The organism is Pseudomonas sp. UYEF17, assembly GCF_040546125.1.
Lineage (GTDB): Bacteria > Pseudomonadota > Gammaproteobacteria > Pseudomonadales > Pseudomonadaceae > Aquipseudomonas > Aquipseudomonas putida_Z.
The window spans coordinates 280,904-292,244 of record NZ_JBEPNE010000005.1 but is presented as its reverse complement, the minus strand read 5'-3'; the positions used below and the strand labels follow the sequence as shown (position 1 = coordinate 292,244).

The 11,341-nt window shown below is 64.8% G+C and carries 12 protein-coding genes; 8 read left to right on the top strand and 4 right to left on the bottom strand.

What is annotated here, in order from left to right; translation table 11 throughout:
- Nucleotides 1-32 precede the first annotated feature (32 nt).
- Nucleotides 33-1,025: a hydrolase gene (locus ABIB24_RS11100; RefSeq protein ID WP_137162597.1), complete on the top strand. Its 993-nt coding sequence runs from the start codon at nucleotides 33-35 to the stop codon at nucleotides 1,023-1,025.
- Nucleotides 1,026-1,165: 140 nt separating this feature from the next.
- Here the strand turns inward: ABIB24_RS11100 and ABIB24_RS11095 are convergent, their stop codons facing one another.
- Together ABIB24_RS11095 and ABIB24_RS11090 are read right to left on the bottom strand one after the other, a co-directional pair.
- Nucleotides 1,166-2,020, bottom strand: a complete 855-nt coding sequence (locus ABIB24_RS11095; RefSeq protein WP_025340980.1) for a sulfurtransferase — start codon at nucleotides 2,018-2,020, stop codon at nucleotides 1,166-1,168.
- A gap of 47 nt (nucleotides 2,021-2,067) precedes the next feature.
- Nucleotides 2,068-2,733: a TetR/AcrR family transcriptional regulator gene (locus ABIB24_RS11090; RefSeq protein ID WP_025340981.1), complete on the bottom strand. Its 666-nt coding sequence runs from the start codon at nucleotides 2,731-2,733 to the stop codon at nucleotides 2,068-2,070.
- 151 nt (nucleotides 2,734-2,884) lie between these two features.
- On the opposite strand from ABIB24_RS11090, the gene ABIB24_RS11085 reads away from it, so the two are divergent.
- The 5 genes from ABIB24_RS11085 (at nucleotide 2,885) to ABIB24_RS11065 (ending at nucleotide 7,382) form a co-directional block, all read left to right on the top strand.
- The gene (locus ABIB24_RS11085) at nucleotides 2,885-4,315 is read left to right on the top strand and encodes a coniferyl aldehyde dehydrogenase (RefSeq protein WP_137162598.1); all 1,431 of its coding nucleotides are present in this window, start codon (nucleotides 2,885-2,887) and stop codon (nucleotides 4,313-4,315) included.
- Nucleotides 4,316-4,325: 10 nt separating this feature from the next.
- Nucleotides 4,326-4,811, top strand: a complete 486-nt coding sequence (locus ABIB24_RS11080; RefSeq protein WP_274078233.1) for a twin-arginine translocation pathway signal protein — start codon at nucleotides 4,326-4,328, stop codon at nucleotides 4,809-4,811.
- A 20-nt stretch (nucleotides 4,812-4,831) separates the two neighbouring features.
- Nucleotides 4,832-6,430 carry a GMC family oxidoreductase gene (locus ABIB24_RS11075; RefSeq protein ID WP_354316451.1) on the top strand — a complete coding sequence of 533 codons (1,599 nt, stop codon included), beginning with the start codon at nucleotides 4,832-4,834 and terminating at the stop codon, nucleotides 6,428-6,430.
- Nucleotides 6,431-6,542: 112 nt separating this feature from the next.
- Nucleotides 6,543-7,022, top strand: a complete 480-nt coding sequence (gene coaD, locus ABIB24_RS11070; RefSeq protein ID WP_014861498.1) for a pantetheine-phosphate adenylyltransferase — start codon at nucleotides 6,543-6,545, stop codon at nucleotides 7,020-7,022.
- A 108-nt stretch (nucleotides 7,023-7,130) separates the two neighbouring features.
- Nucleotides 7,131-7,382 carry a YfhL family 4Fe-4S dicluster ferredoxin gene (locus tag ABIB24_RS11065; RefSeq protein ID WP_013974644.1) on the top strand — a complete coding sequence of 84 codons (252 nt, stop codon included), beginning with the start codon at nucleotides 7,131-7,133 and terminating at the stop codon, nucleotides 7,380-7,382.
- A 156-nt stretch (nucleotides 7,383-7,538) separates the two neighbouring features.
- Here the strand turns inward: ABIB24_RS11065 and mutM are convergent, their stop codons facing one another.
- Entirely contained in the window at nucleotides 7,539-8,351 is an 813-nt protein-coding gene (gene mutM, locus ABIB24_RS11060; RefSeq protein ID WP_354316449.1) for a bifunctional DNA-formamidopyrimidine glycosylase/DNA-(apurinic or apyrimidinic site) lyase, read from the bottom strand.
- Nucleotides 8,352-8,354: 3 nt separating this feature from the next.
- Nucleotides 8,355-9,173 (bottom strand): HDOD domain-containing protein, encoded by an 819-nt coding sequence (locus tag ABIB24_RS11055; protein WP_170978883.1) that lies wholly within the window; start codon nucleotides 9,171-9,173, stop codon nucleotides 8,355-8,357.
- A 191-nt stretch (nucleotides 9,174-9,364) separates the two neighbouring features.
- Between ABIB24_RS11055 and ABIB24_RS11050 the strand changes: the two genes are divergently transcribed.
- Nucleotides 9,365-9,904, top strand: a complete 540-nt coding sequence (locus ABIB24_RS11050; protein WP_137162601.1) for a type 1 glutamine amidotransferase domain-containing protein — start codon at nucleotides 9,365-9,367, stop codon at nucleotides 9,902-9,904.
- Nucleotides 9,905-10,105: 201 nt separating this feature from the next.
- Complete coding sequence (locus tag ABIB24_RS11045; RefSeq protein WP_354316448.1) at nucleotides 10,106-11,302, top strand: class I SAM-dependent rRNA methyltransferase; 1,197 nt, start codon at nucleotides 10,106-10,108, stop codon at nucleotides 11,300-11,302.
- Nucleotides 11,303-11,341: the final 39 nt, after the last annotated feature.

Genomic DNA, 11,341 nt, shown 5'->3' with positions numbered 1-11,341 from the left:
ACTCTAGGCAGGCACATCACGAGTCGCCTAGCATGCCCAGCCCCAGCGCCACATTCCGCCCGGCCATCGGCCTGTCCAACCCCCACCTGCAAACTCTGTGGGGGCCACTGTGGCGCAAGCTGCCTGAACTGCAGCGCAACCGCGAGCGGCTATGGCTGGCCGATGGCGACTTCATCGACCTGGACTGGCACGGCCCGCACCAGCCCCACGCGCCGTTGGTGCTGGTGCTGCACGGTTTGACCGGTTCCTCCCACTCGCCCTACGTCAAAGGCTTGCAGCAAGCGCTGCAAGGCCGCGGCTGGGCCAGCGTGGCGGTGAACTGGCGCGGTTGCTCGGGCGAGCCCAACCTGCTGCCACGCAGCTACCATTCCGGTGCCAGCGAAGACCTGGCCGAAATCGTCAGCCACCTGCGCGCCCAGCGCCCGTTGGCGCCGTTGTATGCGGTGGGTTATTCGCTGGGAGGCAATGTGCTGCTGAAATACCTGGGCGAAAGCGGTGTCGCCAGCCAGTTGCAGGCTGCGGTAGCGGTGTCGGTGCCGTTTCGCCTGGACCACTGCGCCGACCGCATCGGCCAGGGCTTTTCAAAGGTGTACCAGGCGCATTTCATGCGCGAGATGCTGGCTTATGTGCAGCTCAAGCAGCGGCACTTCCACGACAAGGGCCAGCATGAAGGGCTGGCGACGCTGCAACGGCTGGGGCCGTTGGGCAACCTGCGCACGTTCTGGGATTTCGACGGCAAGGTCACCGCACCGCTGAACGGTTTTCGCGATGCGCACGACTACTACCGCCGCTCATCGAGTCATTTCTTCCTCGGCCAGAACCGCACGCCGACGCTGATCATCCACTCCAGCGATGACCCTTTCGTCTCCGGCCACAGCCTGCCAACGGCCCGCGAACTGGCGCCGCAAACCCGCTTCGAACTGCACAGCCGCGGCGGCCATGTGGGCTTTGTCGATGGCAGCCTGCGCAACCCGGGCTATTACCTGGAGCGGCGGATTCCACAGTGGCTGGTGGAGGGCACATAAGCGATTGTTTTGCAGGAACCCTGTGGGAGCGGGCGCGCCCGCGAACACCGGCGCAGCCGGTGCCAGCCACCGCGTTGCATGCTTCGCGGGCTCGCCCGCTCCCACAGGGCCTGGGCGATCTCCTACAGGATTTGACCGGCTTACTCGCCAGTGGCTACGCCATGCTGCGGATCGTTGATCCACTCACTCCACGACCCGGCATACAGCTTGCCCAGCGGGTACCCGGCCAACGCCAGGGCAAACAGGTTATGACACGCCGTCACCCCTGACCCGCAATACGCCACCAACTGCTCCGGCGCCCGCCCGGCCAGCTTTTCGGCAAAGCGCTGTTTTAGCTGGTCCGGCTGCAGAAAACGCCCATCAGCCCCCAGGTTGTCGGTAAACGCCGCGCACTGCGCCCCCGGAATATGCCCCGCCACCGGGTCGATCGGTTCCACTTCGCCACGGAAACGCGGCAAGGCACGCGCATCGATCAAGGTCAGGTCTGCGTTACCCAAGCGCTTGGCCAGGTGCTCGGCATCGATCAGCAGCTTGCCGTCCGGCTCACCGTTGAAGGTGCCTTCCCGCTTGAGCGGCGGGTCCAGGCTGAGCGGCAGGTGCGCCGCATGCCAGGCCTTCAGGCCACCGTCGAGGATCGCCACGCCGCTGCGCTTGCCCAGCCAGGCCAGCAGCCACCAGGCACGGGCAGCAAAAGCGCCAGGGCCGTCGTCGTACAGCACCACCTCGCTGTCATCGTCCAGGCCCCACTCTCGCAGGCGCTCGACCAGCCGGCGCGCATCCGGCAACGGGTGGCGCCCGGTACGCCCCTTGCTCACCGGCCCGCTGAGGTCACGCTCCAGGTCGGCAAAATGCGCCCCGGCAATATGCCCCTGGGCATAGCTGCGTTGGCCATAGTCCACATCCTCGAGGGCAAAGCGGCAGTCGAGGATCACCAACTTGGGCGAGCCCAGACGCTCGGCCAACTGCTGCGGGGTGATCAATTGCGCAAGGGGCATGACAATCTCCTGATCGATGGCACTATCGATAGCACTTAGGCCCTGGGTTAGTGCTCCAGGGCCTGGTTGAACGGTACATGGAATTCCTGGCACAGGGCGTCCACGGCATTGCGGGCGTTGTCGGTGACGAAGCCGAGCTCCAGCACCAGTACCTGGTAGACGCCGCGCTTGAAGGCTTCTTCACCCAGGTGCGCGGAATGCTCCCGCGTGGTGCTGAGAAAACGTACCCAGGACGTCAACACGATCCAGGCGTTGATGGTCAGCGATTCGATCTGCGCTGGTGCCATGGCCAGGATGCCCGCCTCGACAAAGCCGCGGTAGATCGCCTGGCCCTGGCGCAGGCAGCGCTCGGAAAAGCGCCGATAACGGGCGGCCAGCTCCGGGTCGCTGTCCAGCAGGTGCTCCAGGTCGCGGTGCAGAAAACGGTAGTTCCACATCGCCGCCAGCAGGGCCTTGAGGTAGAAGCGCTTGTCCTCCACGGTCGCCGCGCGGCCTTGCGGCGGGCGCAGGAAGCTGTCCACCAGTTCTTCGTACTGGCTGAACAGCAAAGCGATGATCGCCTGCTTGTTGGGGAAGTGGTAATACAGGTTGCCGGGCGAAATTTCCATGTGCGCGGCAATGTGATTGGTACTGACGCTGCGTTCGCCCTGCTGGTTGAACAGCTCGAGGCTGTTCTGCACGATGCGCTCTCGGGTCTTCATGCGCGGGGCCATGCTCAGCTCCCAGTCTGCGGGCCTTCATCAAAGGGTCATCTTACGGCGTATTGGCGGTGGAATGCACCGCTCGACAACGCGGAAAAATTCGCACCATCGTACAAATTAGAGTATAGGCTCTAGGGATTCCCTGCCCGGACTCGACGCCGCCATGAACTCGCCCAGTGCCTTGCCCCCTGTGCAATCCGACCTCGACCTTGCGGCGACGTTCGCCACCCAGCGCCAGGCCTTTGCCGGCAACCCATTGCCAGCGGCGGCGCAGCGGCGCCAATGGCTGAAAAGCCTGCGGGAAGCCTTGCTGGCCGGCCAGGCCGACCTGATTGAGGCAATCGGCCAGGACTTTGAGGGGCGCAGCGCCGACGAGACCCTGCTGGCCGAGCTGCTACCCTCGGTGCAAGGCCTGCGCCACGCCGAAAAGCACCTGCAGCGCTGGATGCGCGCCAGCCGGCGCAAGGTAGGCCTGGCCTTCCAGCCGGCCAGCGCTCAGGTGCGCTACCAACCCCTGGGCGTGGTCGGCATCATCGTGCCGTGGAACTACCCGCTGTTCCTTGCCATCGGCCCGCTGACCTGCGCCCTGGCCGCCGGCAACCGGGTCATGCTCAAGCTCAGCGAAGCCACCCCTGCCACTGGCCAGGCGCTCAAGCAACTGCTGGAGCAGGTGTTCCCCACCGACCTGGTCAGCGTGGTGCTAGGCGAGGTCGAGGTAGGCCAGGCCTTTGCCCGCCTGCCGTTCGATCACCTGCTGTTCACCGGCGCCACCAGCGTGGGGCGCCAGGTAATGCTGGCTGCAGCGCACAACCTGACCCCCGTCACCCTGGAACTGGGTGGCAAGTCGCCGGCCATAGTCTCTGCCGACGTACCGCTGGACAGCGCCGCCGAGCGCATCGCCTTCGGCAAGACCCTCAATGCCGGCCAGACCTGCGTCGCCCCCGACTACGTGCTGGTGCCACGCGAGCGCCTGGAGGCCTTCAGCGACGCCTACCAGCGTGCCGTGCGCCGGCTGTATCCGCGCATCGCCGGCAACCCCGACTTCACCGCCATCATCAACCAGCGCCAGCTGCAGCGCTTGCAACATCTACTGGACGATGCCCACGCCAAAGGTGCGCAGGTACTCGACCTGTACCCCGGTGAAACCCGCCAGGGCCGGCGCCTGCCACCCCACCTGCTGCTGGGGGTGAACGACGGCATGCAGGTGATGCAGGACGAAATCTTCGGCCCATTGCTGCCGCTGGTGCCCTACGACAGCCTCGAGCAGGCACTGGCCTACATCAACCAGCGCCCGCGCCCGCTGGCGCTTTACTACTTCGGCTATGACCGCGCAGCCCAGGAGCAGGTGCTGCGCCACACCCACTCCGGCGGAGTGTGCCTGAACGACACCCTGCTGCACGTGGCCCAGGATGACTTGCCGTTCGGCGGCATAGGCCCTTCAGGCATGGGCCATTACCATGGCCACGACGGCTTCCTGACCTTCAGCAAGGCCAAGGCGGTGCTGGCCAAGCAACGCTTCAACGCTGCCCGGCTGATCTACCCGCCTTATGGCAAAGCCTTGCAGCGCCTGGTCTTCAAGCTTTTCATCCGCTGAGGGCGAGCCCATGCACCGCCGCGAACTGCTGCGCTTCAGCCTTGGCGCCAGCGTCTTTCTGGCCGGTACCAGCCTGGTCGGCTGCAGCGCACAGACAGCCGCAACGGGTTACCAGGTACTGCGCGACGACGACTTGCCGCTGCTGCGCGCGCTGATCCCGGTGGTACTGGCCGGCACCCAGGCCGCCGAGACACTGGTGCTGCATAGCCTCGACCACAAGCTGGCGGCGCTATCGCCGGAAATGCTCAAACTCACCCGGCAATTGTTCGACGTGCTCAACCTGCCACTCACCCGCGGCCCCCTGACCGGGGTCTGGGGCGCCTGGGAGCAAGCCGGCACTGCGCAGGTCACGGCCTTCCTGCAACGTTGGCAGGACAGCTCGCTGAACCTGCTGCGCATGGGCCACGCCTCGCTGCTGCAGTTGCTGCAGATGGCCTGGTACGAACGCCCCGAATCCTGGGCTGCCTGCGGCTACCCCGGGCCACCGAAAATCTGAAAACAACAAGAGCAGCGCCAATGCCTGTACCCGACCCGTTTCGCCAAGGCCTGGAAAGCGGCTGGATCACCCACGACGCCTCGCGCCTGGAGCACGACCTCACGCTGGAAGCCGACGTTGCCGTGATCGGCAGCGGTGCCGGTGGCGCTACCAGCGCGCAAATGCTCAGCACTGCCAGCTTCAAGGTGCTGCTGATCGAAGAAGGCCCGCTGAAGACCAGCAGCGATTTCCACCTGCTGGAAAACGAAGCCTATGCCAGCCTGTACCAGGAAGGCCTGGGCCGCATGAGCAAGGATGGCGCCATCACCATCCTCCAGGGCCGCGCCGTGGGCGGCACCACGCTGGTCAACTGGACCTCGAGCTTTCGCACGCCGCCACAGACCCTGGCGCACTGGGCCGCAGCCCACAACGTGAGCGGCCTGGGCGAAGAGCAAATGCGCCCCTGGTTCGAGCGCATCGAGCAGGAACTGAGCATCACCCCCTGGGCCCTGCCACCGAACGCCAACAACGACGTGCTGCGCCGTGGCTGCGAACAGCTGGGCTACCGCTGGGCGGTGATCCCGCGCAACGTGCGCGGCTGCTGGAACCTGGGCTACTGCGGCATGGGTTGCCCGGTGAATGCCAAGCAGTCGATGCTGGTAACGCGTATTCCCGCCACCCTCGAACAAGGCGGCGAGCTGCTGTACCTGGCTCGGGCCGAGCGCTTCGAACACAACGGCGAGCGCATCCAGGGCCTGTCATGTCAGGCCCTGGATAGCCAGGGCATACACGCCACAGGCCGGCAGGTCCGCGTTCGCGCGCGTCACTACATACTTGCCGGTGGCGGCATCAACAGCCCGGCCCTGCTGCTGCGTTCCGACGCGCCCGACCCGCATGGCCGCCTGGGCAAACGCACCTTCCTGCACCTGGTCAACTTCAGTGCAGCACGCTTCAACGACCGTATCGACCCCTATTACGGCGCCCCGCAGTCCATCTACAGCGACCATTTCCAATGGCAAGGCGGCAGCGACGGCCCGGTTGGCTACAAGCTGGAAGTACCACCGCTGCACCCGGCCCTGGCCAGCACGCTGCTGGGCGGGCATGGTCACGAGAATGCCCGGCGCATGGCCGAGCTGCCACATACCCACGTGATGCTGGCACTGCTGCGTGACGGCTTCCACCCGCAAAGCCAGGGAGGGGCCGTGGAGCTGCGCGGCGATGGCTCACCGGTGCTCGATTACCCGGTCACCGACTACCTGCGCGACGGCCTGCGCCGCGCCTACCGCAGCATGGCGCAGATCCAGTTCGCCGCCGGCGCCACCCAGGTCACCCCCGTGCACAGCGATGCCAGCGCCGCGTCCAACCTGGAGCAGGCCTTGGCCATGATCGACCAGTTGCGCCTGGAGCCGTTCCGCACGCGCCTGGGCAGCGCTCACGTGATGGGTGGCTGCGCCCTCGGCGACGACCCGCGCCAGGCGGTATGCGACAGCCTTGGCCGCCATCACCAGCTGGAAAACCTGTCGGTTCACGACGGCTCGCTGTTCCCCACCAGTATCGGCGCCAACCCGCAACTGTCGGTGTATGCCATCAGCGCCAGGCTCACCGAAGCGCTGGTCGCCCGCCTGGCACACAGCGCATGACAAGGAACAGGCCCCCTGTCTATAGTGCCATCAGCCGGCCGCATGACTTGGCCGGGGCGCCGTCGCTGCGCTACCATCCGACTCCCCAACGCACTCCAGCCAGGATGACGCGATGAACCGAGTGTTGTACCCGGGTACTTTCGACCCCATTACCAAAGGCCATGGCGACCTGGTCGAGCGCGCCTCGCGGTTGTTCGACCACGTGATCATCGCGGTGGCGGCCAGCCCGAAGAAAAACCCGCTGTTCCCGCTGGAACAACGGGTGGAGCTCGCCCGTGAGGTCACCAAGCACCTGCCCAATGTCGAAGTCATCGGCTTCTCCTCGCTGCTGGCGCATTTCGCCAAGGAACAGGGCGCCAACGTCTTCCTGCGTGGCCTGCGCGCGGTGTCCGACTTCGAGTACGAGTTCCAGCTGGCGAACATGAACCGGCAACTGGCTCCCGACGTCGAGAGCCTGTTCCTCACGCCTTCGGAGCGCTATTCGTTCATTTCCTCGACCCTGGTCCGGGAAATTGCCGCGCTGGGCGGTGATATCAGCAAGTTCGTCCACCCGGTGGTGGCCGAGGCGCTGACCGAACGCTTCAAGAAGTGACCTTTAGCGGCTGATCATCGCGCCCGCGTGCACTGCGGGCGCGAATGCGGCACAATTGTGCCCACTGCGTTGAACATGCCCGGGCGCAGAGCCCCGGCCGGAGTCCCCATGTCCCTGATCATCACCGACGATTGCATCAACTGCGACGTCTGCGAACCCGAGTGCCCGAACGAGGCCATCTCCCAAGGCGAAGAGATCTACGTGATCGACCCTAACCTGTGCACCCAGTGCGTGGGCCATTACGACGAGCCGCAATGCCAGCAGGTCTGCCCGGTCGACTGCATCCCGCTGGATGAAGCGCACCCGGAAACCGAAGAAGAGCTGATGGCCAAGTACCGCCGGATTACTGGCAAGGCCTGATCCGCTCGGCCCTACGCTGTACCTGTAGGAGCGGCCTTGTGTCGCGATGGGGTGCGAAGCGCCCCCAAATTTCAGCTCCGCAGCAGAAATTGCCGGGGCCGCTTCGCAGCCCATCGCGACACAAGGCCGCTCCTACAAGTTTCCGCGTGACTTGCCTCAGCGCTGGCAGCGCGGGCAATACACACTCGCCCTCTGCCCCAGCTTCACCTCGCGCAACTCCGTGCCACACACCTTGCACGGCTGCCCACCCCGCCCGTACACGAACAATTCCTGCTGGAAGTACCCCGGCTGCCCGTCGCCACCGATGAAGTCGCGTAGCGTGGTGCCGCCCTGCTCGATCGCCGCCGCCAGCACGCGCTTGATCTCGATCGCCAGCTTCAGGTAACGCGCCCAGGAAATCCCGCCCGCTTCCCGTCGAGGGTCGATGCCAGCGGCAAACAGCGCCTCGGTGGCGTAGATGTTGCCCACCCCCACCACCACCGCGTTGTCCATGATGAACGGCTTGACCGCCATCGACCGCCCACGGGACAGCTGAAACAGCCGCTCGCCGTCGAACAGGTCGGTCAGCGGCTCCGGCCCCAGGCGCAGCAGCAGTTCGTGGTTGAGCGGGTCCAGGCTCCACAGCATCGCGCCAAAGCGGCGCGGGTCGGTGTAGCGCAGCATCAACCCCGACTCCAGCTCGATATCCACGTGCTCATGCTTGGCCGCCGGCAAGCCCAGCTCGACCAGGCGAAGGTTGCCCGACATGCCCAGGTGACTGATCAGGGTGCCGACCTCGGCATTGATCAACAGGTACTTGGCGCGCCGCTCGACACTGACGATGCGCTGCCCCGACAGGCGCACATCCAGGTCTTCCGGAATCGGCCAGCGCAGGCGCCGGTCACGTACCACCACCCGGCTGACGCGCTGGCCTTCCAGGTGGGGCGCAATACCGCGCCGGGTGGTTTCTACTTCTGGCAATTCCGGCATGTGTCAGTGCCCGCCCAACTCGCGAATGTTCTGCTTGAGGTTTTCGAAATCGTATTCCGACAAGCCAATGTAATCGAGCACCAGCGGGCCGACCACATTCCATTCGTGGTCCACGGCCTGGTTGCCCAGCACCCGGTACGACGCGCAGATGTGCTCGGCCATCTTCAGCACCGCCAGCAGGTTTTTAAGCTGGCTCTGGGTATTGCGCGAACTCTCGTCGCGGAACACCGCCAGGGCGTTGTGGTGGTTGGCAATGGCCGCACTGAGGTGCTCGGGCAGGCGCCAGGACTTCGCAGTGAAATAGCCGACCACCGAATGATTGGTGTTGAACGCGCGGTTTTCGGTGTCGACCACGCGGGTTTCGTCGTCGGCCTTGGCATAGGCCTCTTCCAGCACATCCATGTAGTCGGGGAAGCGCTTGAGCATCAGCGGCACGCCACAGTCATGGAACAGGCCCAGGGTGTAGGCCTCGTCCGCCGCCTGGATGCCGGTGCGCTTGGCCAGGGTCAGGCAGGTCATCGCCACGTCCTGGGCGGTGTCCCAGAAGCGGTTGAGGGTAACGATGGTCTCGTCGCTCATCTCGCCCTTGATCGACTGGGCGTTGATCAGGTTGATGATCGAACGGCTGCCCAGCAGGTTCACCGCGCGCTGGATCGAACCGATCTTGTTGGAAAGGCCGAAATGCGGGGAGTTGACCAGTTTGAGCAAGGCGCCCGAGAGGCCCGGGTCCTGGGAAATCAGCTTGGCGATGGTTTCCAGGTCCGGGTCAGGCATGTACTGCTCGAACTGCAGATCGACCATGATCTGCGGTTGCGGCGGGATGGTGATGCCTTGCAAGGCTTGCTGGATCTGTTCGGCGCTGAGTTCTTGGGACATACGTGCACACTCGTTTGGGACCGGCGATTCTAACCCTCCAGACCGGAAAGGGACCAACCACTGAATCGTTGCGCCGGAACTTTACTCTATCCATGCGGGCCTCTCTCTCATATTCATCAAGGAAAGGAGCAAGGCCCATGAGTACAGAACTGAACGGCAAGCGAGTGGCTTTCCTGGTCACCGACGGCTTCGAGCAAGTGGAACTGACAGGCCCTCGCGAAGCCCTGGAACAGAGCGGCGCGGTGGTGGACATCCTCAGCGACAAGGAGGGCACGGTACGCGGCTGGAACCACGACCAGCCGGCCGACGCATTCGCCGTGGACGCAACCTTCGAAAGCGCCCACCTGGACCTCTACGATGCCCTGGTGCTGCCCGGCGGCGTGCAAAACTCTGACACGATTCGGTTGATCCCCGCCGCGCAGAAACTGGTGAAAAGCCACGATTCGGCTGGCAAGCCGCTGGCGGTGATCTGCCACGGTGGCTGGTTGCTGGTGTCGTGCGGGTTAGCCAAGGGCAAGCGGCTGACCAGCTACAAGACCCTGCAGGACGACATCCGCAATGCCGGCGGAGACTGGGTGGATGAAGAAGTGGTAGTCGATGGCAACCTGATCACCAGCCGCCAACCCGACGACATTCCGGCGTTCAACCAGCAACTGATCAAGGCATTGGCAGCCTGACGCCATCTCATGGCCTACGCGAGACCTGCAGGAGCGGCCTTGTGTCGCGAAAGGGCCGCAAAGCGGCCCCGGCAATCCATGCAGCGCTGCTGAAACCCTGGGGCTGCTGCGCAGCCCTTTCGCGACACAAGGCCGCTCCCACAACGGGCATGCGGCCCGGCAACAGGCTATAATCCCGCTCTTTTTTCCCGGAGCGACGTCATGTCCCTGCCCAGCCTACGCCTCAAAGCCAATGCCGACCGCCGCCTGCGCGCCGGCCACCTGTGGGTCTACAGCAACGAAGTCGACGTAAGCGCGACCCCGCTGCAAGGCTTCCAGGCCGGCCAGCAGGCTGTTCTCGAGGCGGCCAACGGCAAGCCGCTGGGTATCGTCGCACTGAGCCCGAACAACCTGATCTGCGCCCGCCTGCTGTCGCGCGACGCCAAGCTGCCGCTGGACAAGTCGCTGCTGGTGCACCGCCTGAACGTCGCCCTGTCGCTGCGCCAGCGCCTGTTCGACCAACCGTGCTACCGCCTGGTCTATGGCGATTCCGACCTGTTGCCAGGCCTGGTTGTCGACCGCTTCTTCGACATCCTCGTGGTGCAATTGGCCTCGGCCACCATGGAAGCGCACAAGGACGACGTGATTGCAGCCCTGGTACAGGTGCTCAAGCCAAGCGGCATCCTGTTCAAGAACGACTCCTCCGCACGTGACGCCGAAGGCCTGCAGCGCTATGTCGAGACCGTCTATGGCGAAGTGCCGGACTGGGTGCCGCTGGAAGAAAACGGCGTCAAGTTCGAAGCCCCGGTACGCGAAGGCCAGAAGACCGGCTGGTTCTACGACCACCGCATGAACCGTGCACGCCTGGCACCGTACGTGAAAGGCAAGCGCGTGCTCGACCTGTTCAGCTACATCGGTGGCTGGGGCGTGCAAGCCGGTGCCTTCGGCGCCAGCGAAGTGTTCTGCGTCGACGCCTCGGGCTTCGCCCTGGACGGCGTGGAGCGTAACGCCGCGCTGAACGGCATCAGCGAGAAACTGACCTGCATCGAAGGCGATGTGTTCGAGGCCCTGCGCGAAATGAAGGCCGCCGAAGAGCGCTTCGACGTGATCATTGCCGACCCACCCGCCTTCATCAAGCGCAAGAAAGACCTGAAGAACGGTGAAGCGGCCTACCGCCGCCTGAACGAACAGGCCATGCGCATGCTGACCAAGGACGGCATCCTGGTCAGCGCCTCGTGCTCGATGCACCTGCCCGAGGACGACCTGCACAACATCCTGCTGACCAGCGCCCGTCACCTGGACCGCAACCTGCAGTTGCTCGAACGCGGCGGCCAGGGCCCGGACCACCCGGTGCACCCGGCCATCGCCGAAACCCGCTACATCAAGAGCATCACCTGCCGCTTGCTGCCAAACAGCTGATATCCGCTAAAAAGGGCCGCCAAGCGGCCCTTTCCTGCT